The 26,803-nt window shown below is 52.5% G+C and carries 23 protein-coding genes; 8 read left to right on the forward strand and 15 right to left on the reverse strand.

The annotated features are described in order from the left end of the window. The 3 genes from WCX19_RS09840 to WCX19_RS09850 all read right to left on the reverse strand — a co-directional run. Positions 1-312, reverse strand: a 312-nt coding sequence (locus WCX19_RS09840) for an AAA family ATPase (protein ID WP_373007615.1), incomplete at its 3' end; no start/stop codon positions are given. Between the two features lie 267 nt (positions 313-579). Then, on the reverse strand, positions 580-1,032 hold the full coding sequence (locus WCX19_RS09845; RefSeq protein WP_373007617.1) for a DUF5814 domain-containing protein: 453 nt from the start codon (positions 1,030-1,032) through the stop codon (positions 580-582). Then, positions 1,029-1,661, reverse strand: a complete 633-nt coding sequence (locus WCX19_RS09850) for a DUF2150 family protein (RefSeq protein ID WP_373007619.1) — start codon at positions 1,659-1,661, stop codon at positions 1,029-1,031. The genes WCX19_RS09845 and WCX19_RS09850 overlap by 4 nt, the downstream gene beginning before the upstream one ends. A gap of 139 nt (positions 1,662-1,800) precedes the next feature. Here WCX19_RS09850 and thiI point away from each other — a divergent pair, with 139 nt between their 5' ends. Further along, positions 1,801-3,012, forward strand: coding sequence for a tRNA uracil 4-sulfurtransferase ThiI (thiI, locus tag WCX19_RS09855; protein WP_373007621.1), 1,212 nt, complete (start codon positions 1,801-1,803; stop codon positions 3,010-3,012). A 27-nt stretch (positions 3,013-3,039) separates the two neighbouring features. Here thiI and pap read toward each other — a convergent pair whose 3' ends face one another. Further along, positions 3,040-4,518: a polyphosphate:AMP phosphotransferase gene (gene pap / locus WCX19_RS09860; RefSeq protein ID WP_373007623.1), complete on the reverse strand. Its 1,479-nt coding sequence runs from the start codon at positions 4,516-4,518 to the stop codon at positions 3,040-3,042. 168 nt (positions 4,519-4,686) lie between these two features. Here pap and WCX19_RS09865 point away from each other — a divergent pair, with 168 nt between their 5' ends. Continuing rightward, complete coding sequence (locus WCX19_RS09865) at positions 4,687-5,223, forward strand: hypothetical protein (RefSeq protein ID WP_373007625.1); 537 nt, start codon at positions 4,687-4,689, stop codon at positions 5,221-5,223. An 82-nt stretch (positions 5,224-5,305) separates the two neighbouring features. Here WCX19_RS09865 and pscS read toward each other — a convergent pair whose 3' ends face one another. Together pscS and WCX19_RS09875 are read right to left on the reverse strand one after the other, a co-directional pair. Then, positions 5,306-6,487, reverse strand: coding sequence for an O-phospho-L-seryl-tRNA:Cys-tRNA synthase (gene pscS / locus WCX19_RS09870; protein ID WP_373007627.1), 1,182 nt, complete (start codon positions 6,485-6,487; stop codon positions 5,306-5,308). Continuing rightward, a complete protein-coding gene (locus tag WCX19_RS09875; protein ID WP_373007629.1) occupies positions 6,488-6,667 on the reverse strand; it encodes a hypothetical protein in 180 nt (59 codons plus the stop codon). It lies immediately after the preceding gene. A 309-nt stretch (positions 6,668-6,976) separates the two neighbouring features. On the opposite strand from WCX19_RS09875, the gene WCX19_RS09880 reads away from it, so the two are divergent. Together WCX19_RS09880 and WCX19_RS09885 are read left to right on the forward strand one after the other, a co-directional pair. After that, entirely contained in the window at positions 6,977-8,419 is a 1,443-nt protein-coding gene (locus tag WCX19_RS09880) for a saccharopine dehydrogenase NADP-binding domain-containing protein (RefSeq protein WP_373007631.1), read from the forward strand. 42 nt (positions 8,420-8,461) lie between these two features. Next, positions 8,462-9,643 carry a type III PLP-dependent enzyme gene (locus WCX19_RS09885; RefSeq protein ID WP_373007633.1) on the forward strand — a complete coding sequence of 394 codons (1,182 nt, stop codon included), beginning with the start codon at positions 8,462-8,464 and terminating at the stop codon, positions 9,641-9,643. A gap of 1,584 nt (positions 9,644-11,227) precedes the next feature. Here the strand turns inward: WCX19_RS09885 and WCX19_RS09890 are convergent. The 6 genes from WCX19_RS09890 to WCX19_RS09915 form a co-directional block, all read right to left on the reverse strand. Continuing rightward, positions 11,228-11,635: a heavy metal-binding domain-containing protein gene (locus WCX19_RS09890; protein ID WP_373007635.1), complete on the reverse strand. Its 408-nt coding sequence runs from the start codon at positions 11,633-11,635 to the stop codon at positions 11,228-11,230. Between the two features lie 44 nt (positions 11,636-11,679). Then, positions 11,680-12,231: a hypothetical protein gene (locus WCX19_RS09895; RefSeq protein ID WP_373007637.1), complete on the reverse strand. Its 552-nt coding sequence runs from the start codon at positions 12,229-12,231 to the stop codon at positions 11,680-11,682. Positions 12,232-12,235: 4 nt separating this feature from the next. Continuing rightward, positions 12,236-13,243: a PAS domain-containing protein gene (locus WCX19_RS09900; RefSeq protein ID WP_373007639.1), complete on the reverse strand. Its 1,008-nt coding sequence runs from the start codon at positions 13,241-13,243 to the stop codon at positions 12,236-12,238. Between the two features lie 873 nt (positions 13,244-14,116). Further along, on the reverse strand, positions 14,117-14,866 hold the full coding sequence (locus WCX19_RS09905) for an ABC transporter permease (protein WP_373007641.1): 750 nt from the start codon (positions 14,864-14,866) through the stop codon (positions 14,117-14,119). A 2-nt stretch (positions 14,867-14,868) separates the two neighbouring features. Beyond that, positions 14,869-15,855 (reverse strand): ATP-binding cassette domain-containing protein, encoded by a 987-nt coding sequence (locus WCX19_RS09910; protein WP_373007643.1) that lies wholly within the window; start codon positions 15,853-15,855, stop codon positions 14,869-14,871. 6 nt (positions 15,856-15,861) lie between these two features. Beyond that, a complete protein-coding gene (locus tag WCX19_RS09915; RefSeq protein ID WP_373007645.1) occupies positions 15,862-16,350 on the reverse strand; it encodes a PadR family transcriptional regulator in 489 nt (162 codons plus the stop codon). 153 nt (positions 16,351-16,503) lie between these two features. Here WCX19_RS09915 and WCX19_RS09920 point away from each other — a divergent pair, with 153 nt between their 5' ends. Next, positions 16,504-18,120: a putative manganese-dependent inorganic diphosphatase gene (locus WCX19_RS09920; protein ID WP_373007647.1), complete on the forward strand. Its 1,617-nt coding sequence runs from the start codon at positions 16,504-16,506 to the stop codon at positions 18,118-18,120. 99 nt (positions 18,121-18,219) lie between these two features. Further along, positions 18,220-19,920, forward strand: coding sequence for a histidine kinase N-terminal 7TM domain-containing protein (locus tag WCX19_RS09925; RefSeq protein WP_373007649.1), 1,701 nt, complete (start codon positions 18,220-18,222; stop codon positions 19,918-19,920). Positions 19,921-20,695: 775 nt separating this feature from the next. Here WCX19_RS09925 and WCX19_RS09930 read toward each other — a convergent pair. Continuing rightward, entirely contained in the window at positions 20,696-23,290 is a 2,595-nt protein-coding gene (locus WCX19_RS09930) for an oligosaccharyl transferase, archaeosortase A system-associated (protein WP_373007651.1), read from the reverse strand. Positions 23,291-23,337: 47 nt separating this feature from the next. Further along, entirely contained in the window at positions 23,338-23,730 is a 393-nt protein-coding gene (locus WCX19_RS09935; RefSeq protein WP_373007653.1) for a hypothetical protein, read from the reverse strand. A gap of 274 nt (positions 23,731-24,004) precedes the next feature. Here WCX19_RS09935 and WCX19_RS09940 point away from each other — a divergent pair, with 274 nt between their 5' ends. After that, positions 24,005-24,439, forward strand: a complete 435-nt coding sequence (locus WCX19_RS09940) for a YkgJ family cysteine cluster protein (RefSeq protein ID WP_373007655.1) — start codon at positions 24,005-24,007, stop codon at positions 24,437-24,439. A 549-nt stretch (positions 24,440-24,988) separates the two neighbouring features. Here the strand turns inward: WCX19_RS09940 and WCX19_RS09945 are convergent. Then, the gene (locus WCX19_RS09945) at positions 24,989-25,543 is read right to left on the reverse strand and encodes a TATA-box-binding protein (RefSeq protein WP_373007657.1); all 555 of its coding nucleotides are present in this window, start codon (positions 25,541-25,543) and stop codon (positions 24,989-24,991) included. A gap of 189 nt (positions 25,544-25,732) precedes the next feature. Here WCX19_RS09945 and WCX19_RS09950 point away from each other — a divergent pair, with 189 nt between their 5' ends. Beyond that, positions 25,733-26,704 (forward strand): cation diffusion facilitator family transporter, encoded by a 972-nt coding sequence (locus WCX19_RS09950; protein ID WP_373007659.1) that lies wholly within the window; start codon positions 25,733-25,735, stop codon positions 26,702-26,704. Positions 26,705-26,803: the final 99 nt, after the last annotated feature.

The following is a 26,803-nucleotide window of genomic DNA, read 5'->3' on the forward strand; positions in this document are numbered from 1 at the left end:
CGTTGAGAAGGTCGAGTCCTTCTGGTTGTAGATCTTCGTCCCCATGATATCGGCAGGCAGGAGATCCGGGGTAAACTGGATCCGGACAAAACTGCAGTCAATGCACTGCGAGAGGGTGCGGATCGTGAGCGTCTTTGCAATCCCCGGTACTCCTTCAAGGAGAACGTGGCCGTCGGCACAGAGTGCGATAAGGAGACGATCGATCACGTCCCGCTGGCCGACAATGACGGTCTTCATCTCGTTGCGGAGTTCGTCCAGCGTTTCTGCATAACCCTTTGCCTGGCTAGTCAGGCTGCTTATTTCGGCATTCATTCTGATACTTCCTGGCGGATGCTCCGGGGATAATTCCCCTTGTCGCAGGTATGTGCATAACAACCGTGCCCGTATTTTTTTACGGGGAAGGATCAATGCGATCTCTTCTTGTTGTCTCTGCAGTCCGCTTTTTGTATGATCCCCGGGTTTTTATAGGATGGAATAAATGCTTTCCTCCGGAATTTGATCCTTAAATAAATACTTTCCGGAAAACAGGCCGCCGGGATGCGCTGCCGCGTCTTTTTTTTAATAAAAAAGCGATACAACCTATCGTTCGATGAGCCGGATATGATCCACGGTCTTTTGAGCAAGGGCATCCTGCCTCTGCAGGTGTGCCACATCCGCTATTGCTTCGAGCACATGCACGGACTCTTCCAGAAACGAGAGCACGTCCGCAGGAAAGATCTCGATGCCGTACTCGTCCGACAGGTACGCCGCGATCTGCCGGTGGTCGAGACCGTTCTCGCGCAGTTCGAGGACTTTTATTGCAAATTTCTTCTCCGGGCAGCCGCACAGGGGCGAGTTCTTGCACTTGCACCGGAGAAAATCATTGAAAAAACTAAGGAGCTGCTCGCGGATGGCAAAGTCAAGCGCGTCGAAATTAAAACGTGTGGTGATGGTTTCGAGCATCACCGGGTAAAAAGCGTGGTCGGGCACCCGGTAGCCGGCAAGCCGTTCGATCTTTTTTGCGTGACGGAACCGTGCCCGATCGGCGATCAATCGTCTTCTCCTGTTGACTCGTCAAAGTTCTTTAACGTGGCCATCGCCTCGAACATCCGCTCGCATTCGATGAGCCACTCGTCAAACAGGGTCGGGTTTTCAAGGTCGTCCTTAACATACTTCCCGCAGCAGGCAGCGCCGTCGATCACGGCGGCCCCGATATTTGCGGCTGTCTCAAGTGCACCCTCCATGTCCTTCTCGATCTGCCCCTTGCCCGTTTTTACCAGCGTCTTTATATCCTTGTCAAACTCCCCGCCAAGATATTTCCGGCAGGAAGTAAACAGGCACAGTTTGGGGAGCTGGAGGAGCTCGATAAGTTCCTCGATGTCACCCTTGGGGGCGGGAGACATGACAATGGCCTCGACCTGGCCGAGCCGGTTAAATGCCTCCTCCTGGGAGAAGCGCTTATTCTGGTATAACTTCACGATCTTGAGCACCGCAAGGGTGATGTCGACCGAAAAACTGTCGAGCACCCGGAACCCCTCGGGCATTTCTTCGCTTTTCGGGTCGACCTCGAAACTGGCCTCACCAAGAGATTTTACCCAGTTGTCCCAGCGCTCCTGATTATAAAAAATGTAGAACAACTTGAGCGGTTCCTCTTCTGCTTTTTTACTCGCCTTTTTCGCCATTTCAGTACACTATTCTCTCTCCCGATTAAAGAGTTTCGTTATCTTTGGCACTTTTTAAAACGGCGTGAATTGATCGGATTAGCCCAAGCCACGACTGCCAACGGTTATCACCTTTTCCGCTCCACTATGTGGAGTGATCATGGCAGAGCGGCATTGCGGGGATAAACCGGAAAAGGTCGTGATGGTCCGGTATGGCGAGCTTTTCTTAAAGAGCGATCCGGTAAAATACCATTTCATCGGCCTGCTCCTGCGCAATATCCGGCAGGCACTGGAAGCAGTAGGCTACACTTGCCGGTTCGAGAGCCCCCGGGGCCGGATCTTTATTTTCGGCGACCGGCCTGAAGAGATTGCCGGGATCGTTTCCCGGGTGTTCGGCGTCGTGGACACGAGCGTCTGCACGCTTGTCGCTGCCGAACCGGATGCCCTGAGGGATGCCGGTCTTGCTCTTGCACAAAAAAACCTGCACGCGCCCTGCCGGTTTGCCGTGCGGGGAAAAAGGCAGTCAAAGACCGGCATGAACAGCCAGGAACTCGGCGAGTATGTCGGCTCTGCCATATACGATGCAATCCCCGGGCTCACGGTCGATCTCACGCATCCCGACTATGAACTGTTTGTGGAAGCCCGGGACTGCGGGGGCCTTGTCTACGATTCACGGGTCCCGGCACCGGGAGGGCTCCCGTGGGGCTCGCAGGGAAAGATGCTTGCGCTGCTCTCCTCCGGGATCGACTCTCCGGTCGCCGCGTGGCTTGCGATGAAACGGGGCTGCGAAGTGGCGTACCTGCACATGGACGGCGGCCGGTGGGCCGGTGGCGATGTGAGAGAGACCGCGATCGAGAACCTCCGCCGGCTCTCGCTCTGGTGCCCGGGAAACCCGGTGCAGATGGTGATCGCGAACAGCGAGCCGTTCTACGACCGGATGCAGGAACTCCGCATCCCGCCCCGGTTCCGCTGCGTCCTCTGCAAGAGGTTCATGCTTCGGGCAGCCGGCCGGCTCTGCGGAAAGGAAGGGGCGCAGGCGATCCTCACCGGGGAAAACCTCGGCCAGGTCGCGTCCCAGACGCTTGCAAACCTTGCGGTGATTGCCGATGCAACGACCGTCCCGGTGCTCCGCCCGCTCATCACCTACGACAAAGCAGAGACGATCACACTCGCCCGGAAGATCGGGACGTTCATGGACAAGCAGGGCGACCTTGCCTGCCGTGCGGTGCCGAAGATGCCGGCGACCGCGGCGACCCTTGAAGCGGTGCGCGAGAGCGAAGACAAGATGGGAATAAACGGGCTGCTTGACACCGTGCTTGCATCCGTTCAGTACGTGACCGCAGAGAACGGGAAAGTCCCTGATAAAAAGTAAAAATACGTGAACCGGCATACCGGCCGGTTATTCCAGCAGTTTTTCACAGTAAGCGACAGCCGTTTCGAGCGTTTTTGTCCGGGCATACCACTTGTCGTCGGACTCGATCACAGTCCAAGGCGCGTATTTCGTGCTTGTCTTTGCAAACATCTCATCGATGGCCTCCCCGTAGAGGTCCCATTTCTCCCGGTTCCTCCAGTCCTCATCCGTGATCTTCCACTGCTTCAAGGGGTCCGTCTCACGCTGCTCAAAACGTTTGAGCTGCTCCTCCGGGCTTACTTCCAGCCAGAACTTCAACAGGCCGCCGCCCCAGTTCCGGAACTCTTCTTCCATCTCGTTTATCTCGGAATATGCCCGTTTGTACTCCTGCTTCGTGCAGAACCCTTCGACCCGTTCCACGAGCACCCGGCCGTACCAGCTCCGGTCGTAGATCGTGATGTGGCCTGCCGCCGGGTAATTCCGGATAAACCGCCAGAGATAGTGGTGCTCCTTCTCGTAATCGTTCGGGGCTGAAACCGGCATCACGCTGTAGTCCCGGGGGTTCAGGTCATGGGCAAGACGCATGATTGTCCCGCCTTTCCCGGCGGCATCCCGGCCTTCGAAAACGATGGCAAGCGGGATGTTTCTCTTGTAGAGGAGATACTGGAGATCCCGCACCTTTTTCTGGGCAGCGGCGACCCGGGCCTCGTACTCTTTTTTCTCGCGGAGGTCTGGTGCAGCAGACCTGCGGGTGACCGGCACGATCACCGGGCTGAACCGGGACCGGGTCTCCTTCCCGCTCTTTTTCTTCTGAAGGATCACAGGGATGTTCTTTTCGAGCGTCTTTACAACAGTCTGATAACACGTGAGGAGTGTGTGGTTTGCATCGGTAGCCCCGATCACCGTCCACGGTGCGCAGGGCGTGTCGGTTTTTTTCAAAAACTCATCGAAGACCGGGATGTAGGCATCATACTCGCGGTGGAAGTCCCAGTCGCCTTTTGTGATCATCCATGAGGTGAGCGGGTTAGTCTCCCGTAAAAGAAGCCGCTTTTTCTGCTCTTTTTTGCTGATGTGGAGGAATATCTTGACAATAATGGTCCTGTCATCTGAAAGTTCCCGCTCGAACCGGTTGATGGAACCGATGGCCCGGTCCATGCGCTGTTCCCAGCCCGGCCCATCGGTCTCCTCGGCAAGCGCCCGGCTGTACCAGCCCCGGGCAAAGATCCCGATCCTCCCGGCCGCAGGAATGCGGTTCCAGAACCGCCACATAAGCGGATGCTTCTGTTCCTCTTCGGTTGGCACCCCAATAGAGGAGAGGGTAAACCCCCGGGGATCCAGGAACCGGATAAGTTCCTGGATTGTCATCGTGATCCCGGAGGCATTCCAGCCTTCGATGACGATAATAACCGGGATCCTCTCGTCCCGCAGCTGCCGCTGGAGCTCGCCAAGCCGCTGCTGGAGGGGCACGATCTTTACGGCAAAGGTTTTTTCATCGGTTTTTTTCGTGAGGTCGCATTTTTTAAGCATGGTAGCATCGTGCCTCCCGGCAATTTTTCCCAGTGGTACTCTCGTTTGGTGGGCGCTTGGTGATAAAACCAGTGCCGGAAAAAGAGCACCAGCTGGATCCCTTGGGCATCCGATACTCGCGACAGGATCGCAAATGCTTTTCTGGACAGATCAAGAAAAATTACCCTGATGATCGTTCTGGAGCCGGGAAACGTGATGCTCGCCCTTTTCCTTGCCATGATGATCGGCCTTCCCGCAGGACTACTCGCGGCGGGGATCCGGTTTGTGCTCGAACAGGTCCCGCAAAAACCGATCCGCTGGCTCATCCCTGTTATTATTGCAGTTGCTACCTTTGCCGTTTCGCTCGTATTCTTCGGCCATCCTGAGACCCCGGAATCCTACCAGCAGCACTGGCTTTTCATGATGATCTCTGGCTTCCTGCTGTATGCATCATTCCTGCTCGTCTCCTTCCCGCTTTTCGAGAAATACTTTACCCGGAGCCCGCCATATGGAGTCATCCTCTTTGCGGGCATTGTAACATTCTTTATCCTTGCCTTGCTCGGCATCATCGGCGGGGATCGGGCGTATGCTGGTGAAGGATCGCAGATGCTGCTCGATATTGTCATCACTGACAGTGCACTGCTGGTTGTTCCGGCCATCATTTATGGTGCGATCGCGTTTCTTGACACGGCACTGTACGGGGAACCCGGTAAAAAATCCCCATGATCTTTTGCTGTATGCGGGCTGGCGGTTCGGGAGCACCGGCAAAATAACCGGTTCCCGACAAGCAGCGGGAAACAAAAAAACGTTACAGGTTTATCGCGAGCCCGTTCTCCTGTGCCACCGCCACAAACGCATCGGCAAGGTACCGGGCCTGTTTTGGTGTCATCCCGTATGTGTTGAACTTCCAGACCCGGGTCGCTCCGGGAATGAGGCCAAATATCCCCTTGTCATTTAATGCGGACGAGAAGAAGAATCCCTTTTTCTTGTGCGTCTCTGCAACCTTGTCAAACGAACCGGTCGTATCGACCCGTGTTAAGGTATGCTTTCTCGGGTACTCGGAGAGGATCTTTGTCCCGTCAATTGAGAGCAGCGCTTTCATGACGACCCGGTTGTTTTCAAGTTCATTATCGAAACGCTTCACTCGCTCCTTTACGTGGGGAAACGAGGCCATCATGCCTACAAGTGTCGCGCCCATCAGCGTGCAGCCCATCAGCTCCGGTTCCTTCACGCCAAACCTGCGCTTTGTCACGTCGCCTTCGATCGTAGTCGTGCGGAACACTTCCTTTGCCCGCTCTTCTGTTGCCGCAAGGACACCGGATGGTGCGGGTGACGCCATGCTCTTGTGGCCCGAGCCAACCACAAAGTCGACACCCATCGCTTTCCCGTCAACGGGCATGATACCAACGGTGTATGCACCGTTGCAGAGGATCGGGACATCGTTTTCACGGGCAACTTTTGCAATACCGGTAACATCGTGCAGGTTCCCGTATTGGTAATCCACGTGATCGATAAAGGCAAGGACCGGCGCTTTCCCAAATTTTTGTTTCACCTCATCGATCTTTGCCGCTGTGGCTTCGGGCGAAACTATGTGCCCTGCATCGGCCGGGATCTCGCAGGCAACACCGCCCGCTTCTTCCACCGCGAGGAACTCGGTATAATGCGAGAGCGAAGTCAGAAGAACCGGGTCGCCCTTGTTCACGTACGTATGGGCGACTGCCTGGAACGCCCGCCGGGCACCGGGCATCATCCGGGCTGCATCCATGCCAAGCCATGCGGCAACATCCTTGTGAAATTCAGCAATCGGTGGTTTTGAAATGCAGTCGAGCCGGTTTGGCTTCCTGCAATTATCGCAGACCGAGTACCCGTCCCCGTATGCGATAATCGCTTTTATCGCATCGCCCGTGAGCCGTCCCCCCGCCTGGATAGGATCGACGTTTATGAAAAGCTCGTTGACCTGTCGGGCCTCGATTCCTGCCCCGCATTTCATTTAGAGCATCTCCTGCTTTAATGAGCCAACCTGCCGTTCGAGGTTTTCGAGCAATCGTGCCGCTTCTGCTTTCTGCGTTTCATCCAGCTCGTGTGTCGGCGCCGTCTCCCGTAGAATCATGCGGATATCGGTGAGCGTGTAGGTCGCCTGAAATACAATGTCAACTGCCCGTTTTGACAAAAATTCACCTGTCCGTATATTGTACTATTCCAAGAATTAAGTAACCGCTTCGTACGAGTGCCTGTGTTTTTCCCATCTGGAAGAGGCCGGTTAATGAGCGCAGATCCGTGTAGATTTTACTACGAAAAACTGCTGTTTTTAATAAGCCTGATATACATGCCTGACCATCTTTTAATTGTCACTTTACACGTTATTACTGGAACATGGTAAAGAGACGCTGTACCTCAAGACTTTTTGGTCCAGCAGGCCCATGTTTCTTAGGTTAACTGATTACTACAGAGCACGAAATAAAAACCCGGGAGGGTTAGGATGGACTTTAAAAACAAAGTACTCATTATTGGTTATGGTTCTGTGTGCCGGTGCACGCTCCCCATCCTGCTTCGGCATGTCAATATACCGCTTGACAATATCACTATCGTGGATTTTAAAGATAAATCCCAGGATCTCAAAGCGTATACGACCCGGGGTCTCCGATTTTTGAAACGGAAGATCACACCCGAAAACCTTAGTACTATCCTGTCCGAGAACCTCGCGGATGGCGGGCTCCTCATTGACCTCGCATGGAATATCGACTGCGGGGATATTCTCCAGTGGTGTCACGACCACAACGTGCTATATGCCAACACATCGGTCGAGTCCTGGGACCCGCTCGGCGTACGTTTTACCGCAAGCCCGTATGAAAAATCCCTGTATTACCGGCAGATGAGACTGCGCGAGCTCACCCGCGACTGGAAGGGTTCGACAACCTGCGTGGTCGATCACGGGGCAAACCCGGGCCTTATCTCGCACATGACAAAACACGGGCTCGTGGATATCGCAAACCAGATGATCGTGGACGGGATTGCCGAGGACCCGAAACGGTTTGTCGAGCTTATCAAAGAGCAGCGCTTTGCCGAGCTTGCGATGGAAGTCGGGATCAAGGTGATCCACTGCTCCGAGCGCGACACGCAGATCTCGCGGTTACCCAAAAAGGTGGACGAGTTTATCGGTACCTGGTGTATCGAGGGCCTGCATGAGGAAGGCACTGCGCCGGCCGAGATCGGCTGGGGAACCCACGAGAAGGAACTGCCCGCGAATGCACATGTGCCGACAGAAGGGCCAAAAAATGCGATCATGCTGCCCTACATGGGAATCAATACCTGGATCCGGTCCTGGGTGCCGAACGAGGAGATTGTGGGCATGGTGATCCGGCACGGCGAGGCTTTTGGCATCTCCGACCGGTGGACGGTCTGGCACGACGGGAAGGCGATCTACCGGCCGACCGTCAACTATGCATACCTGCCATGTGACGCGACGATTGCATCGCTGCACGAATTGCGGGGCAGGAACTACGAACTCCAGCCCAGGATCCGGATCATGAACGACCGGGAGATCACATCCGGTTCCGATATCCTTGGCGCGCTCCTGATGGGCCATCCGTACAAGTCCTGGTGGACGGGAAGCATCCTCAACATTGAAGAAGCGCGGAAGCTTGCGCCGGGCCAGAACGCGACGACCATCCAGGTCGCGCTCGGTATTGTCTCCGCGGTCATGTGGATGATCGAGAACCCGAAGAAAGGATTCTGCCTGCCCGACGATCTGCCCCACGAGTTTGCGCTCAATATTGCAAAGCCCTACCTTGGGGACTTTGTGTCCGGGCCATCAGACTGGACGCCTTTAAAAGATCGCGCGGTTTACTTCAAGGAGAACCCTGAAAACAATTATGATCGGTCAGATGTCTGGCAATTCAAAAACTTCTTATTTGTCCGGTGAACCAACATACATACAATAAGGGGAACTGATGTGGACACAACTGTGAAAACATGTGGACGGGACGACGCGGTCTCTCATACAGACCGTGGAAGTCTCCAGTATTTGCAGCAGCTTGCGCGGGAAAATGGAACGCCTATTTTCATTATAGATCACGAAAAAATCCGTGAAAATTACCGGGAATTTAAAAAGTTCATGCCGAAGATCCAGGTCTATTTCGCGGTCAAGGCAAACTCGAATCCCGATATTGTGAAAACTCTTCTTGACATGGGATCAAGTTTCGATGTGGCTTCCATGCCGGAATTTATGATCGTGCACCAGTTCATTAAAGACCTGCCTCCAAAGGAACGGCAGGACTGGATTTGGGATCGCATCATCTATGCAAACACGATCAAACCCATCGAGACCTTAGAAGAACTCAACCAGTACAAGCCTCTCGTGACATTCGACAACATCGAAGAACTCAAAAAGATCCGGGCACATGCACCTCAGGCAGGTCTTGTCCTGAGGCTCAGGGTCCCTAACACCGGCTCGATGGTTGAACTCTCGTCAAAGTTCGGGGCCGACCCGGGCGAAGCGGTGGATCTTATCGCCGCTGCCTTCGACCTCGGCCTTGTAGTCGAGGGTTTAAGTTTTCACGTGGGCAGCCAGTGCACGAACTTCGAGAACTATGTGGAGGCACTCCAGATCTCCGCAAGTATTATCGCGGAATGCGAGAGCCGGCTCGACAAGAAGATCCGGATTCTCGATATCGGCGGCGGGTTCCCGGTGAAGTACAACCCCGAGGTCAGGTCCATCGAAGAACTTGCGGTAAAACTTAACGCGGAGATCGCACGTCTCTTCCCGGCCGACATGGAGATCCTTGCCGAGCCCGGCCGGTTCCTTGTCGCAAATGCATGCACGCTTGTTGCAAAAGTTGTGGGCAAGGCGCACCGGGACGGCAAGCCCTGCTACTACATCAACGACGGCGTGTACCACACGTACTCGGGGCAGGTCTTCGACCACTGTACCTACCCGGTGCTCGCATTCAAGGACGGCCCGACGCAGATCTCGGCCGTATTCGGGCCGACCTGCGATGCGTTTGATACGATCACACTCTCGGCAGAACTTCCCGAACTTGAGATCGGCGATCTCGTGTACTCAGTAAATATCGGGGCTTATTCCCATGCATCGTCCACGTACTTCAACGGGTTCCCCCCGGCAAAAATTGTGCATATCAACAAGTAACTTTTTTTTCGTTCCTGAAAACCGGGGGCGTAAGCGGTGCCCCGGTATTACCTGCACAGGAAAATCTCACAAGTCATAAGAAAACCCGTATGAAGTCAAAGACTTCGTACCAAAGCAATGAAAATTTCACACTCCAAACTTAATTTCCGTTTGCCTGCTCTATCGTCTGAAATTTTTAAAATTTTCATGACAAAACCGTATCCCAAATACGCCCCAATTGGCCCCGGATTGGCAATCCGAAGATCCCGTTTGCCGGTTCCACAGGAAATTCTGTCCACGCCCACGGAACAAACCATATTCCGGTATTCTTTTTTAAAAACCGGGCAAAGTGAAGGCCACTTGAACCTGCAATACAGCGGGCCTGTACGGACCCCGGTTTTTGGGAGGTGTTAGAATACTTGGCAGAGGGCTGGAAGGCCGCTATGAGGCTTTTCCCGGATTGGATTATTCCCGGCAGGAATCCTGCCCGCCGATATAGGCCATAGTATTCCGGGCCCAAATTGAACCCGGATTATCCCCTGCGTCAGAACCTGCGGGCAGGTTTCGTGAAAATGCAGGTGAATTTCGGTTCCAAAAAGGCATTTTCACGTCGTAAAAGGTGAGGGCATATTTAGCCACGTCTGGACGGCCGATCTTTTCTCATATGGGCTCCTTGACGTGGAAATAAAAAGAAGGCTGTTCTAAAATCGACGGAGCGGAATTAAATTGTTAATCTCAATTATTCGGATTTTTTATGTGCGTATTCATTTTTTTTAAAAGGCCGGTAATAAAATGGTTTTCAATCATTGTGTCTCTTTGAGTGCCCCCCGGAAGTTCCCGGGATTTAATCAGCGGATTTAAATTGTGGACGCATACAATAACAAAATACAAGAAGGGACCATACAAAACGCATTTTCAAACACGCAGTCGTTTCATTTCTGGAACGACGGCGGGAACTGACCATATCCTGTTAAAACCGGGAAAACCGGGAGAATCTGATGGCAGCAGATTTTGAACCAAGATAAAACAATCCGCCAAAAACTCATATGACATTAACCTTGAAAACAAAGAGCCGGATTAAGGAACTGGTCGGCACCTGCGAATATTGCGATATTGAAATATCTCCCGATCAACTTGAAATTTACCTGTTCAGCCCAATCGCACGCCCCGAGTACAGAAAGGAGAATGACCCCATAAATACCCTCATTGTCCTGTGTAATGAGCACTATGCTCAGGTCATGGAGGGTGAAATTTCAAAAACCTCATTAAAATCAAAGATGGCAGGACGCTCCGATAAAAAGAAAAAAGAACTGCGATCCGCTCTACGGAAAAATGAAAGAACATACGGACGTTCCGGAGTAGTCAGGATACGTGACCCCACACGATTTAGTGTTTCCCTGCCGGACCATTCTGGTAACCGTCGGTAACCAAAAAAAAGGTTCCAGGGAATGTTTCTAAACCCTGTCATCAGGACGAGCCGGATACCGTTATATCCGGATTACCGGTCTTACTTTTGCCGGCGATAAAAAACAAAAAATCGTTCCGTAGTTCACATCCACCCTGATGGTCCCCGGGTTTTCCCGAAACATCATCGACCGTTTTTTCTTATTCGAGCCTGACCGGGCTTGTCGGCGTCGTGTCCTTTTCGACCACAACTGCTGTCCCGTATGCAAGAACTTCGGTCATGGCGCCACCGGTCTCTGACGAATCAAACGCAACGCCGATAATCGCATTGGCTCCGAGCGACGGTGCATGATCCTTGAGACGCACGAGAGCCTCTTCCCGAGACTGGTTTAAAAGCTGGGTGTATTCATGGATCTCGCCACCGGCAAGCGAGCGGAGGAATGCAGTGACGTTGCGGCCAAGGCCCCTGCTCCGGACAATAAGACCCCACGTGAATCCCAGTGTCTTTGTGATCCGGTAACCCGAAAGATACGGAGTACTTACAACAATAATTTCGTCGTTCAATGATCTCACCTGATCGTACAGATTGTCCGGGAAAGGACTAAACATATCGTTCTCCCTGCGGGGTTTCGCAGTCTGGTTCGTTTAAGGAGTTATGCCGTGTCAATAACTTTGTCAACAAAGGTGGTGAGTTGCGTCATCAGCATAGGGTCCAGACCTTTCTCAACCGCAAGGAATATTCCGGAAACATCCATGAGCCGGAGCTTGTTGGTCACAAAATGGATGAATTTCGAAATATTTGCCGATGAAAGGTAGATCAGCATGGTACTGACGGAATCGTACATGATGCAGATTTTCTTTTCGGAATGTTCGTGGAGTACTTCAGTGACCGCGATACCCATATCCGTGAGATTCGTCGGATTGTTGATATAGCGCACAACCCCGGGTATATTCTGAGCGTTCCCAATAGAGTTGCGGGTAACCGCATCGATAAATGTGACGCTCTCCCCCGGGATGCCGCTCTGGGCATACAATTTTGCCAGGATACTGTACGGAAAATTTGTCGTAATAACAACCGTATGATAACCCTGGGCCGATATTTCCTTGATAATCTCAATATTACGTTCGCGGATCATGCCGGGTGTGGCAAGGATCAAAAAGATCTTTTTCTGTTCCAGATCCTGCACGTCAAAAATATCCGGCACCGCATCACCCTTCAAGGAATTTTCGGTATGCTTCGGGAATTGATCGGTCCCTGTCGACAATTGCAGTCTGGAATTCCTGGATATTTGCTGCGATCTGGGTGGCGTTGCGGGCCTGCCCTTCAAGCACCAGCACAATCTCTTCCGTGGTGAGAACGCCCTCTCTTACCATCTGTGCTGATTCAAGGAGGGTGCTGCTGATAATCCCTACCGGCTGCTTTAACCGCATGGTCATCTCGGTCATATACGCAATCAGAGCCTCTTCGGCCTTGCGCTGTTCAGAGATGTCTCTCCCGATGGCGATCTCGTGATATATCCCACCGGCACCGATCTGCCGGGTGTTCCACGATATGATCCTCCGGTCGCCGCTTTTTGTCAGGATCGTGGTTTCGAGGTTTTCGAAATAATTGCTTTCAAAAATGATTCGTGAAATTTTCTGCGTTATGGCACGGCGGTATTCAGCATCGGGATAAAGTTTTTTCCAGATATCACGTCGCCCGATTACCTCCTCGGGAGAATACCCGGTGATCCTTTCTGCGGCTTTGTTCCAGACAAGGATTGTTCCCAAGGGTCCGAGTACGGCAATGAGAACATAGGCATTGTCGATGATACTTCCGCGGAATGCCATTGCCTCCTGTTCATTCGTGACATCCATGCCGACTGTAATGGTTCTTGGTAGGTCACCACTTGGGATCTTTTTGGTATTCCAGAGAATTGTGCGGGATTCTCCTGAACGTGTGCGGATCGTGGTTTCGAGATTTTCAAAAAAATTTTTTGTTTTGAGAATGCCTGCAATTTTCAGGGTAATAACCGTACGGTAATCCTTATCCGGATAAAGTTTTTTCCAGATCAAGTTACTGCCGATTACTTCCTGCTGAGAATACCCGGTAATGGTCTCTGCGGCATGGTTCCACGAGACGATCCGGCCTCTCTCTTCAAGGACTGCTATCATGACGAGAGCGTTGTCCAATATGCCGGATTCGACAGAGGATTTTTGTTCGTTGGTTTTTTCCATCAGAATGCATCCCCGGCGATTCTCGATTAATATACTTGAGTGTGAATATCCTCATCAGCGTATAAATGTTGGGGTTTAACAAACTACGATAGAGGTCTGTTGTGTTGACAGAGTTTATGTCAATTTTAAGAATTCGCCAATCGGGTGTTTGCGGAGGAATACGGATCCAGTACTTCTCTAAATTTTCCTTTGCAAACATCAGAATTTTAATATGACTTGCCGAAGCGATTCCCGGTCCATTGGGGGTACCCCCTTATCCAGCCCAAGGTGGCACCCCCCGCTCCCAAAAACGGGAGGTACCCTGACCCCCCGACCAATTTTTTAAAAGCACGATACCCCCACCCCCCTGTCCGGGCATAAGAGGGCCCCTACCCCCCTTTCCGGCATTTCCAAAACCTGTGCTTCGCGTGGAGTTATCATCTGAAGGTATATTTTGCCGGCCGATGACTTGGGGGGGTAGGGGCCTCTTTTCTTGCAAGGGGGTACCCCCCGCTCCCAAAAAGGAGAGGTACCCCCACCTCCCGACCGATTTTTTAAAAGCATGATACCCCACCCCCTTCTTGTGGCCCGGGAGTGGGGGGTGCCACATTTGTACAAATGGGTGGTACCCCTCCCTGCAACTATAGGGAGGGTAGCATGCCAAAAAGGATACTCCCGCTTCCAGATCTGGCTCATACGAATTTTTGGTGGTTGTTCTTTCAACGTGAAAATTGAGAAGGACTGGAATCCTAATCCGGTTACTGGTACAGGTCAGGACCTCTGGCATGAGGTTCTTAAAAAATCCAACATATGTTTTAATCCACTCTTGAGGCATCCGGCAGAGCAGGAAATGTAAAAAAAAATTGTTCGGTCTGCCGTACCGGCAAGCGACATTCACACTGAAATTTTCCGGAACAAAAACGCTCCGATCACCGTCATCGCGACCGCAAACCCGGCAGCCACCGCAGCGCACACAACCGGGTTTATCTGCGAGACACCGGTCAGTCCGAACCTGATCCCTTCCACGCCATAGGTAAGCGGATCCATCAGGGTAACCGGCACGAGCCATGCGGGAAGGGAACTGATCGGAAAGAGTGCGCCCGAGAGCCCGAAGATCGGGAAGATGACAAAGTTCATGATCAGCTGAAAGCCGGTCATGTCCTCCATCCGGGATGCAATCGCTATCCCGAATGCCGTAAACCCGATCCCGACCAGAATCATGAACGCAAGCGCGATAAAAAATCCGACCGGGTTCTGGATACGAAGGCCGATCAAGACAGAGAAAACCGTGAGGATGAGACCCTGGAGGACCGACGTCGTCGCCCCGCCCGCGGTCTGACCAAGCATGATCTCAAGCCGGGACACCGGCGCGACCAGCGTCTCTTTTAAGAACCCGAACTGCTTGTCCCAGATGATCTGGAGACCGGAAAAGATCGAGGAAAAGAGCACGCTCATCGCGACCATGCCCGGCACGAGGAACATTACGTATTCCTGTCCGAGTGATGAGGCATTGACTACCGAGTTGAGACCCAGACCTAAAAAGAGGAGCAAAAAAAGCGGCATCGCAATGCTCCCGAAAATACGGCTCTTGGACCGGACGAACCGCTTCATGCTCCGTAGCCAGATTGTATAGATGATCTCCATGATCAATGCCTCATCATCCTGAAATGCATCCTCATCCCCTCTTTGCGGTCTGCGTCCCGCTCCCGGATGGTCTTTCCGGTAAAGGAGAGGAAGACGTCTTCAAGCGTCGGCTTGTAAACAGAGATGGACGTGACAGGAATTTTTTCTTCATTGAGGCGTGTCACGATCGTGCTGATGTGTTGCTCGGCGTTTACAAGAGTGATCCTTACCTCTTTATCATGTGATTCGATCCTGCTGATCCAGGGAGCGACAAGCGTGGTCGCGATCTTTTCCGGGTCCGGTGACTGGATGGTCACCACGTCACCGCCAATTGAATTTTTCAGCTGTGCGGGCGTGTCAAGCGCGATAATCTTTCCATGGTCAATGATCGCGATCCGGTTGCAGAGCCGGTCCGCTTCTTCCATGTAGTGCGTCGTGAGGATGATCGTGATGTTCTTCTCTTTTGCAAGGATCTCAATATACTTCCAGAGGTGGTTTCTTGTCTGCGGGTCAAGGCCGAGCGTTGGTTCATCAAGGAACAGGACCTGCGGGTGGTGCAGGAGCCCCCGTGCAATTTCAAGACGCCGGCGCATCCCGCCCGAAAACGTCTTGACGATATCATTTTTCCGGTCAGAAAGTTCCACAAGTTTGAGGAGTTCGTCAATCCGCTGCTCCCGGATCTCTTTTGGAAGCCGGTACAGCCGGTCATGGAAGTCCATGTTTTCCCACGCAGTGAGTTCTTCGTCAAGGCTCTGGTCCTGGAAGACGATCCCGATCGCTTTCCGGACACCATCCTGATCTTTTTTGATATCGATACCCATAATTTCGGCGGTGCCGGATGTAGGTTCAAGCATGGTCGAGAGCATCGAGAGCGTGGTGGTCTTGCCGGCACCATTCGGGCCAAGGAGACCAAAGATCTCGCCCTGTACGATCTCAAAACTGATCCTGTCCACGGCCACGAGTTCGCCAAAGCGCCGGGTCAGGTCCGTGACATGTATTGCGATTGTCAAATCAGATCACACCTTTTTTAGTTCCTCGCGGCAGCGTTCAAGGATCGCCTCAACCTCTTTTTCGGTTCCGGTCGGCATGTCGTTAACGAGCATCTGGATCTCAAAGAGAAGCTCCTTCTCCGGGCAGGTTCCACCTCCGAAGATCGCAAGGAAAAGATGCCGGAAGTGCGCCAGCTTCTTGTGGTGCTCCCCGCTCATCGCCACAATTTTTTTAAGAGTCTCACGTCCCTCGGGAGTCAGAGTAAAACCGGTCCGTGCCCGGTTCCCGTCAGCAGAGTCTGCTGTAATGAGCCCTTCTGCTTCGAGCTGGTGGAGCAGGGGGTACAGGGTGCCTTTGCTTGGGATCCATGCTCCGCCGGTCAACTCTTCAATCTCACGGAGAATTTCGTACCCGGATTTTTGCCGGTTCTGGAGCGTATGGAGAATGTAGAGCGCAAGTAAACTCCGTGATTTTCCACAGTGCGGTGAAAAATTAAACAGGCCGGTCATATTCATAGTTCGGTTTCGAACTATTCCTCAAGTAGGACATATCGGGATATAATGGTTTGGCCGGGGAAATCCGTCTCCACTGGATCCTGCCAGACCTTATGAACCTGAACGCCTCAGTTATTCCAATAACACTGCGTATTACCCATCAGGGGTTTTTATATGAACCAGATCTATTGCTTCGGCCACCGCCAGCCCGACACGGACAGCATTGCGAGTGCAATCGGGTATGCGGATTTTAAAAACCGGTCCGAGCCGGGCCGGTACGTCCCGGCCCGGTGCGGTGAACTCAATGCCGAGTCCCGGTTCATGCTCGAACGGTTCGGCAGCGCTGAACCGGTCTTTGTGCCATCGGTCGAGCCCCGGCTCTCCGATATCACGTACAAGCCGGTCTTTGCGCTGCCAGAGGACGTCCCGACCGTGGATGTAGCGACACTCATGGCACAGGAAGGGATAAGAAACGTCGTCATCACCGATGCGGCCGGAAAACCGGTCGGGATGATCGGCGAGCACGCGCTTGCGAATGCGTATATCGGGACCCTCCACCTTGCCGAGCTCGCGGTGACGCCGGTGCCGATCGGAACGCTCGCCCGGGTCCTGAGCGCGGAAGTCATCGTCTCGGCCCACCCGATCCTTGAAGGCCGGGTCTACATCGCGATCGATGCCCTGCATGTCACACTCGCGAAGATGACCGCAAAAGACATCGCGGTGGTCGGCGACAACGAGCCGGCCCAGCTTGCCCTTGTCTCGGCAGGGATCGCGGCCCTGATCATCGCGGAAGGCGCACCGGTCGGCGACCGGGTTATTACTGCCGCACAGCAGCGCGGCGTCTCGGTGCTCTCCACGAATCTGGATGCATACGGGGTGGGGAAGATGATCAACCTCTCGCTTCCCGCCCGCGAGTTAATGGAGAGCAATGTCCCAGTCCTGACGTTTGCCGATACCCTTGCCCATGCCCGGCAGGTCGTTGCCGGTTCAAAGTTCCGGGCCGCGTGCGTTGTCACGGGCGACGGGACGCTCGCTGGTGTACTGACACGGACGACGCTGCTCGATGATGTGCGGCGCTCGGTTGTCCTGCTCGACCACAACGAGGCCTCGCAGGCCGTCACCGGGATCGAAGAGGCAGACGTGGTCGAGATCATCGACCACCACCGGCTCGGGGCGATCACGACTTTAAAGCCGATCCGGTTCTTCAACGATCCGGTGGGCGCGACCTCGACGATTATCGCCAGGAAATATATGGAGTCCGGTCTCACCCCATCCCGGGAGATTGCCGGCATCCTTCTCTGCGGCATCCTCTCTGACACTCTTGCCTTACGGATGTCGACAACAACCCACCAGGACAAGAAGGCAATCAGGTACCTTTCCCCGATAGCCGAAGAAGACCCGGAAAAGCTCGGGATTGCGCTCCTTGAACGGGGCATGGATCTCTCGGGCATGTCGCTCGAAGCGCTCCTTGCAAAGGATACCAAGATGTTTACCCTCTCGGAAAAAACCGTGCAGATCGCGCAGGTGATGGTGCCCTCGTTTACGTGGAACCGTGCACGGAACACTGAAATTACAACCGTACTCGAAAAGAGCCGGGCCAGCTCCAAAGCAGATCTTTCGCTTGCGCTTTTCACCAATGTTCTGGAAGATGCAAGCGATCTCTACGGGGCCGGTGACCCGACGCTCCTTTTGGCACTCTTTGACAAACACCTGCCGGCCCGGCTTCCCGGCGTGATGTCGCGTAAAAAAGATTTTCTGCCAAAGCTTGGGGAGAAACTTCGGACACTATAAAAAGCGTGAGTAATTTATACAAAAAATATTCAACCCTCAAAAAGAAATGAGATAGTATTCCGATAGTCTCATAAAAACGTAATATTTTTTTGGTGTTCCATGGGCCTCCAGTTCTCTCCAGTTCTCATCCTGTTTGTGCTGTCGCTTTGCATCACGGCGACACTGGCCATCGTCAGCTGGCGGAACTGGAAGACCGACATTGCTCCCTACTTTACCCTCCTGATGGCGGCGGCCTCCCTCTGGACGGCCGGCACTATCGGGGAGATCATGAGCACCGGGCTTGCAGAGAGATACTTTTTTGTCTGCCTTCAATACCCGGGAATTGTCACTGTCCCGGTCGCGTGGTTCTTTATTGTCCTGCACTACATGGGAGGTTCCCGGTATCTCACAAAAAAAACTATCCCCCTCTTCTTTATTATTCCAACACTTTCCGTCCTTCTCGTGCTGACGAACCCCCTGCACCATCTCTATTATACGGGTTTTATGCCTGTCATTGAAAACGGACTCGTGGTCTGGATCTTTTTGCACGGGCCGCTTTTCTGGATTCATGTCGGGTATTCGTATGCGCTCTCGATACTCGGCCTTGCCCTTGTAATCAGCGGGTTCCTGACGGCGTACGATCTTTACCGTCGCCAGATGGCCCTCCTCCTTCTTGCCTGTGTCATCCCGGCGGGAGCAAATATTGTGTATGTATTTTCCCTCGGACCTTTCCCGGGGCAGGATTTTACACCCCTGATGTTTACCCTGTCGGGCATTATCGTGGCATTTGGCATACTTAAGTACCGGCTTTTCTCACTCACGCCGGTTGCGTATTCCCGGGTGTTCCGGACAATAACGGATGGTGTCGTGGTTACCGACAGCGAAGGCCGGATCATTGAGGTGAATCCTGCGGCTGAAACGGTCTTTGCATCCCCGGCCCGTGTCCTCGTTGCACGGAATGTGGACGAGTTCCTGCCCCATGGCACAACATTCTCTGAACTCTGTAAGAGAAAACCGGTCAGCGGCCCTGCTGAGATTGCCTTTAACAGGGAAGAGGGTACGACGCTGTATTACGATACGTACTGTATGCCGCTCAATCCTGATTTCCCCAAAAAAAATGGCTACCTCCTTATCCTTATGGATGTCACAAGGAGAAAAAGGGCTGAAACTTCACTTGAAGATGCCCACAGGAAACTCAGCCTCATGTCAAATATCACGAGGCATGATATCCTCAACCAGATCACAGGAGTGAACTGCTTTCTTGAAATGAGTGCAACGCTCGCAACCACCCGCGAGCAGGCAGAGTATGTGGAAAAGGAAAAACAGGTAACAAAAAAAATCGAGCAACAGATCGAGTTTGCCCGGGAATACCAGAACATTGGTGTCGAGATCCCGCGATGGCAGGAAGTAACCTATGTTCTCTCGCGGGTCACGTGCCAGACAGATACGGGACCGCAGATTATTGTCAGGGTCCCTCCCTGCGAGGTGTATGCCGACCCCATGCTTGAAAAAGTCTTTTTCAATCTTATCAGTAATGCCCGGAACTATGGGGAGACACTTACCCGGATTACCATCACCGGTGAAACAGACAGGAAGAATTTCCGGATTATTTGCGAAGATGATGGGGTCGGGATATCTGCAGAGGATAAACTCCGGCTGTTCACCCGGGGATTTGGCAAAAGTACCGGCCTTGGTCTATTCCTCTCCCGCGAGATTTTATCCATCACCGGAATTTCCATCACCGAGAATAGCGAGCCGGGTAAAGGCGCCCGGTTTGTGATCCTGGTACCTGCGGGGACCTGGAGAATTCCGGCTGCCTGATGATAACCGGTGATTTTTTTACCTGTGTCCTTGCAGTTATGCCGGTTTTTAACCGTTTCTCCCTCACAATTTTAATCAGGAAGGCGAAGATCGTACGGGAAAATGGAATTGATTATAGGAATGTGGCTGTTGCATAACGCCACGGGCATCACTTAAATATAATCGAAATTACTTTACTGGAGTACGTACAACCACTCGCTGATGTATCCTACAAAGGGTCGTGACCTCGAACAACAATATTTTCTGCCGGTTAACATCAAGGAATGGTTACCGGAAGATGAGTTCAGTCATATAAAAATCGAGGTTCTTCTCCCGATTGGGGATGACCTCAGATGAGCAAAAAGGATGATTCAACTCGCATTTCCAAAAATTTTGTTGATTTATGGTTTTAGAGTCCTAAAATTCAGACCGATTCTTGGCTGAAAATTTTGTAATTGTAGATATACATTGAGCCATCCAAAATCTATCAATTTATCTCCCGCACTTTTGTCGTTACAGGGGGCACTGCAACCCCCTTCGCACCTCACTCTTTGAGTCGTGCTCCTCCTCACCTCTGCGAGGTGAGGCAGTAAAGATGATGTATCCGCCTTCAACGACAGAAGTTCATGGAACTAATGATTTTTAGCCAGGATTTTTAGATGGGAAAAACTAAAAAAAAATTCCTCCAAAAATTGGAGAAGATCCATAAAAATCACGGGAATTCCCCGGTTACGGGTACTGCACTCCCGTTTCTGGTGCTTCCGGGGAAATTTCTTTCCTGGTGTGAAATTCCCGCTTACCTTATAGTCAACCCCTGCATGACCGCGGATTCCGGCACCTCAAATTCCTGTCCGGAACCGGAGATCCGGTATTTCCCCATGGCCGTAATCCCGTACGCGCTGTCGGTCGTAGAGTAAGGGACGACAAATTCTCCATTGACGCTTTCCTGTCGGTAGGTAAAGGCTCTCCCGGTATTCGTGACCAGCGGAAGTTCGATAATCCCGTTCCCCACAATGTGCGCCCCTTTGACATATTCAAAGACCTTCACATACTTCACATCGACCACTGCAGAATTAAACACGTTTGTCGGAGACTCGTGGATCAGCCGGTAATGGCGGAGAGCCGGAACCCCGTCAACCGGTTGGATGACCGATGTTCCGAGCACTGCTGCATGGTGCCCTTTCTCCGCGTTCTGGTTATATTCACGGGCCCGCTCTTGGGCGGCGGATGTGTTCATCGATACGGCATTCGTTATCACCGGCAGCGAGACGTTGGTGACATCCCCCTCGGCATACTCAATGTAATAACACATGGTCGTGTTTGTCATCGACCCGTCGAAGTTGTGGAGCCGGGATACCATCGTCAGGTAATAGTCCTGCGTGTACAAATACCCGGATTCATATCTGCCGGTCGTATCCTGACGGGGGATAAGCATTGTTTTCATATAAGGTTCTGCGGCAAGCGACGAATTATACCATGTTGCCATGGCCGGGAACTTGCCATTGTCCATGAGAATGTCCGTTACCACGTACCGGGTGCCGTCGTTGTCCAGGATCGCATCGGCTGTGTCCTCGGAGGTCGCAACAAAAAATGCTGCCGAGCCGTTCTGGCCTGCCACACCCTGCTGGAAGGGGTTTGCGTTCGGGATCCGTTTTGCGATATACGTGATCATGTGCCCGTAGTCCCACCACGACATGACGCCGTACGACTGCGCGGGATATTCAAATGTCTTTTGATCGTACTGTCCAAGGTAGGGCACTCCCGGATCAGGGGTATTGTTCCCCAGCCATTCAAGTGACTCCTTCCAGTCGGGGATCACCTGGGCACCAGCGCCCGATATGCCGGTGTAATTGTCCGCCGCAGATGTATATGCAAAGAGGATACCTCCCAGAGCGACGAGGATAAAAAGAACGAGAACCGGATAGTCACGGGACTGTGGATGGCTGGATTTTTTCCTGGTTTTTTTCTGCTGCTTTTCCCGGGGGGAAATACCGGCTGTACTATTTGAGGGTTCCGTGGAACGGGGATTGTCCGGGATATGGGGTATCAGTTTCCGTATCTCCGGCCATGCCCGCTCAGTGGCAAACCCGACAAATACCGCTGATAGCAGCGCGATATTTACCGCAAGATAATATTCGTACCTGATGTGCTGCCACGTGGAAATAAACATGACTGCCGCCCAGACAAGGGCAAAGATCTGGTGAGGGCGCTCCTCTTTATAATTATTCCAGGCAAGGACCAGCGCACCGCCGGCAAACAGGAGAAGCCCGTAGTTGAACGAACTCCAGGCCTTCTCAAGCGACCAGCCCATGGCTTCAAGTACCGTCTGGGTCACCGGCTGCTGGCCGAAAAAGGCAAAAAGGGAACTGATAAGCAGGTTATAGATCTGCGGGATGGCAACAAAGAGGATCGTGGCAAAGAGAACCACGCAACCGGCCAGCACTACGGGATAATACCTCCTCTTTTTCCTGGCAAGGTATCGTGAGAGGAAGTACAATGCAGCCGTCCCGCCGATAAGGCCAAGGTATGCGTAGATATGGCCGATGGAATAGGTGGACAGGCCAAGTCCCGGATCCTTTAACCCGAAGAGCAGCAGCCCGAGGATGGCCGTGGCAAAAACCGTGATATTGATAATGACAAGATATTCCACGGGCCGGCCGCGGTACGCGTCAACGATGAACTGGACGACGGTAAATACTCCCACGATCAGGGCAAACAGGATCATGGTCGGCATGACAAAGAGGCCAAGAAGGTAACCGATGCCGGCGATAAATGCCAGAAGAAGGATTTTTTTATAACTCTGGAACTGTTTGAAGTCGATACTTGCATCCTTTGCCGACAGGAGGGCATAACTGTACAGCAGGCAAAAAACGGTCGAGAAGAGGACTTCTGCGATATGGTGGTCGATGTACCCGTACATTGAGACCGTAAAAAACTGTCCGGAAACAACCGCGGTAAACCCTGACGCAAGGAGGCCGGTCTTCCAGTCCCCGAAGGTTTTACCGACAAAATACATGAGAACGACAATGGCAGCCGCGAAGAGCGGCGTTGCCAGAAGAGCTGTCCCGATGATCTCCGGCCGGGTGGCGGCCCCGGTGATCAGGCAGCCGAATGCGATGATCGTGGGAAAGAGCGGGCCCCAGTAGACCGCCGTCCCGTACGGGTAATTGGTCATCGGATCGAACCAGGTGTAGGTGGGGAAGTGTGCGAGGATCAGTTCGACCTGCCGGAGGTTATAGAACGGATCGTCCATTGCCACCATGCTCGTAATATCCGTGGTTCCCATGGAAAAGAAGGGAATCAGGCGCAGCCAGAGGGCAAAGAATGCAAAGACGGCGATTAAACCGACGATAAGATAATTCCTGCGGTTTTTAAAAACAGCATTTACCATGACGACAACACCTTCGGCGGGTTAATGTGCGAAAAAAATTCGGGAATTTATTCCTTCTTTTCCCCGTCTCGTTTCCGTTTCAGGAGGTACCATGAGCTGATCCCCACAGCTGCGATCATAACGATTACGATCGCAAGCAGTTCAGGACTAATTGAAAAACCAATGGTCCGGGGAACCGCTGCCATCTCTCCTTTCGGGCCAGCAAAGTCCGAATCATTCGAACTGATCCCAACCTGGATGAGTGTAGGTGTTACCTGGTACTTTGCTGGAATCGTTGCGTTTGCAAGGGATACATTTGTTACATTAAGTTCGGTAGTTGTTATCATCGGTTGTGCCTGCCCGTCGCTTGCGGGAACCGCTGCAATGGCGGCAGGCATGCAAAGACCAAAGATGGCGAGTAAACACAGGACGAATACCAGGATCACCGGTTTCCCTTTCATGAGAATCACACTTCAATACTATACTTATACCGGACCCTCCATGAGTTTTGTGGTCGGATGCCGGCACGAAACGACCGGCACGCGGAGGTACCGGGACGCCGTTATTATTTAGATCCGGGATACGGGCACGCGTTGTAAATCATAAAGATACATTCGTGGGAACGGGAACATGTCCGGTAGTATCCGGCAAAGAGCCGACCCGGCGCCCGCATCCGGTCTAAACCATATCGGCAGATATTATCCCGATGACGGCAAAAACAGTGAATGAAAATTCATGGATGCGATAGCAACAGAGGACGAGCCCTGCGAGCAGTGCGGGCTCTGCTGCCGGATCTTCGGTCCCGACATTGCGCCGACAACGGCAAACGTGTACGTCTGGATGGAGCAGGGGCGTACCGATATCCTGCGCTGGTTTGTTGCATTCATGGAGAACGGCAGCATACCGGTCAAGTGTGTCGAACTCAAGACCGAAGACCTTGGGAACGTGATCTTTTTTGAAATGCGCAATCCTGATACCGGAGAATATGTCACGGTCTGCCCGTTCCTGCGCCGCGTGGCAAAACAGCGTTACCTCTGCGGGATCCATATGGTAAAACCCGAGATGTGCTGGAACTACCAGCCGTGGATCTGGGGCGAGACGTATTTTAACAAATGTAAAGGTCTTGGTAAATGCAAAAAGCCAAAGGACCTGTTCAACCCGGATGTATAAGTCTTACGGGAATAGTTTTATCACGTTCATTCCAGGAAAAAAATCACAGAGTCACTCTCCTGCATACACCATTGTTTTTTATCTGAAAAAGCCAGCGTATCACCCGGTGGGATTCATCGCTGCCACCCCACGATTTTGTACCCATGCGACCCCCCTCACTCCCATGACTCAAGAAAATCCCATATCAATCCCGTAAAACTGCACAAAACCGGCCCAGACTTTGGACCGGGGTTTGTGGGAGTCGGGCATCTATATTTGAATTTTTACGGTCCGTACCCTGCTGATAATATACAAAAATCACGAGGGAATAAGTACAAGTTCCCCCTTTCGTTCACCATGAAAGTACACTGTCCGACCCCCCCCAAAGGAGCAGGATACGGTGCCGGTAGTGGCGCCCGGCTGGCCGGTCCTCGCGTGACGGTGCAGGCTTAAGACCAGCGTAGAGTTTTGTGTTTGCCCGGATAAAGAGAATTCAGGATTCCTAAAAAACCGGCGTTTACTGCAATGAACAGGCGTACTGCAGAAAAAGCAGATGAAAATGTCCCCCTTTTACATAACGCTTTCAAGTTTCTGTTTGAGGGCGTCAAGTCCCTTCTTGACATCTTCGATGGTCTTACCCCCCGTAAGAATGATTTTACCCGATGAGAAAATAAGAACAACGATCTTCGGTTCCGCAATCCGGAATACCAGCCCGGGGAACTGTTCGGGTTCGTACTCCACACGTTCCATATTGAGCGTAATCATCAGCTTGTTGAGATTGATGTATCTGCCGAGATCGTACGAACAGACCATATTGGTAATTGCAACCCGGGGCTCTTTGAGGGGTTCAATGCCAGCATCTTTTAACGATTTGATGACAATAGCAAGTCCGTCAGCAAGCGCCTTATCGTCACGGAGTCCCGTGATTACGACCTTACCCGACGAAAAGATCAGGCACGCAATCCTAGGATTCGCGATATGATAGACTGCGCCGGGGAATCGTTTCTTATTAAGTTCGCAGTTCTCGGTCTTATCTGAAAAATCAACAAGATCAATGGACTCTGCAACAGCACCGGATGCAACGATGTTTTCGATCTTCAATGATTCGTATTTTTTATCGACCATCCATTTGTATGACGTTTTTTAAAACATAATACTAATGGACAACCTTTATGTGATGTCTTTTTTTTCGCATCAAAATACCCACTAAATGGGTTTTTTGCCCGGGCACGCGAACGTGAACATTCCGAAAAACGAGGGATATATCCGTACCTCTTCCCAAATACTTAAAACGGGCATTGCGGGTAAGATACCATGGTTTTGGGCCTGACGGGGGAACACACATCCGATATCACCGGTGAGAGCATACCGGAGGAGCAGCGGTCTCTCCTTGCCTCACGTACCATGATACTCTCCATGGGGGTCACAGCAATCATCGGGTTTGCTGAACTCATCTTCTGTCTTTTAAGCCGCAACAAACTCTTCCTGATCGAAGGGGCCGGCAACCTTGCCTGGCTCGTACCCGACGTAATGATGCTTTTTACCCTCCGCGTCGGCTCGAAAAAAGCAGACTGGAAGATGAACTACGGCTACCGCCGGATCGAGACATTGTTCCTGCTCTTTTTTGCTCTCGGTATTGCCGTGTGCATGGTTCACATCCTCTACCATACCATCACAACCCCCCCGGAACAACTGCCCGCGGGTTACGGTATGGCAACGGTGGTCTTCTCCCTTGTTCTCATCGCCGTCCTCGCGTTTCTCTGCCGGTTCATCTGGAAGACCGGCAGGAAGATCGGCAGCCGTCTTCTCCTGATGGACGCCATGATCATCCGGCTGGACATTGCCAGTGCAGCGATCCTTCTTATCAGCGGAATTTTCCTGATCGTCGCACCTTCGATCACCATCATCCAGACCATCCTGACGGTCATCGTGGGGATGGCACTCCTTATTTACAGCTTAAACGAGGCAGTTCAGGCCGCAAAAGAGCTCATCGATGCGAGCCCGTCGATGCAGGTGATGACCATAATTGAGCAGATTGTCGAGGACACCCCGGAGGTACGCTTTGTATCCGAGCAGAGGATCCGGTCCTTCGGTGGGGCAGTCTCTGTAGATATTACGATTGAAACTGCCCCGGACCTGACCGTGAGCGAGGCATACCGGATTGCCACGAGCTTAAAAGACCGTATCCGGTCGCAGGTTGAGGACGTCATCGAGGTCCGGACCCGTGTCCATCCTGCCGGAACTTTCCTGGCAGAGGAGGCCGAGGAGTGGTACCATGACGGATAATTGTGCAGTCTTTGCCGGGTCGTATCCCCCCGTTCTACCTGTCACAACCAAAAATAAGGGATTTGCCTTTCCTTTTTAATGGCGACTGCTTGTCGGGCG

It is taken from the genome of Methanoregula sp., from assembly GCF_041663825.1.
Classification (GTDB): domain Archaea; phylum Halobacteriota; class Methanomicrobia; order Methanomicrobiales; family Methanospirillaceae; genus Methanoregula.

Coding starts and splice junctions, on each gene's coding strand:
- WCX19_RS09930 (WP_373007651.1), bottom strand. CDS start 23,290: ATGGTAAATGCTGTTTTTAAAAACCGCAGGAATTATCTTATCGTCGGT.
- WCX19_RS09940 (WP_373007655.1), top strand. CDS start 24,005: ATGGATGCGATAGCAACAGAGGACGAGCCCTGCGAGCAGTGCGGGCTC.
- WCX19_RS09890 (WP_373007635.1), bottom strand. CDS start 11,635: ATGTTTAGTCCTTTCCCGGACAATCTGTACGATCAGGTGAGATCATTG.
- WCX19_RS09865 (WP_373007625.1), top strand. CDS start 4,687: ATGATCGTTCTGGAGCCGGGAAACGTGATGCTCGCCCTTTTCCTTGCC.
- WCX19_RS09950 (WP_373007659.1), top strand. CDS start 25,733: ATGGTTTTGGGCCTGACGGGGGAACACACATCCGATATCACCGGTGAG.
- pap (WP_373007623.1), bottom strand. CDS start 4,518: ATGCTTAAAAAATGCGACCTCACGAAAAAAACCGATGAAAAAACCTTT.
- WCX19_RS09850 (WP_373007619.1), bottom strand. CDS start 1,661: ATGGCGAAAAAGGCGAGTAAAAAAGCAGAAGAGGAACCGCTCAAGTTG.
- WCX19_RS09915 (WP_373007645.1), bottom strand. CDS start 16,350: ATGAATATGACCGGCCTGTTTAATTTTTCACCGCACTGTGGAAAATCA.
- WCX19_RS09925 (WP_373007649.1), top strand. CDS start 18,220: ATGGGCCTCCAGTTCTCTCCAGTTCTCATCCTGTTTGTGCTGTCGCTT.
- WCX19_RS09905 (WP_373007641.1), bottom strand. CDS start 14,866: ATGGAGATCATCTATACAATCTGGCTACGGAGCATGAAGCGGTTCGTC.
- WCX19_RS09935 (WP_373007653.1), bottom strand. CDS start 23,730: ATGAAAGGGAAACCGGTGATCCTGGTATTCGTCCTGTGTTTACTCGCC.
- WCX19_RS09945 (WP_373007657.1), bottom strand. CDS start 25,543: ATGGTCGATAAAAAATACGAATCATTGAAGATCGAAAACATCGTTGCA.
- pscS (WP_373007627.1), bottom strand. CDS start 6,487: ATGAAATGCGGGGCAGGAATCGAGGCCCGACAGGTCAACGAGCTTTTC.
- WCX19_RS09920 (WP_373007647.1), top strand. CDS start 16,504: ATGAACCAGATCTATTGCTTCGGCCACCGCCAGCCCGACACGGACAGC.
- thiI (WP_373007621.1), top strand. CDS start 1,801: ATGGCAGAGCGGCATTGCGGGGATAAACCGGAAAAGGTCGTGATGGTC.
- WCX19_RS09900 (WP_373007639.1), bottom strand. CDS start 13,243: ATGGAAAAAACCAACGAACAAAAATCCTCTGTCGAATCCGGCATATTG.
- WCX19_RS09880 (WP_373007631.1), top strand. CDS start 6,977: ATGGACTTTAAAAACAAAGTACTCATTATTGGTTATGGTTCTGTGTGC.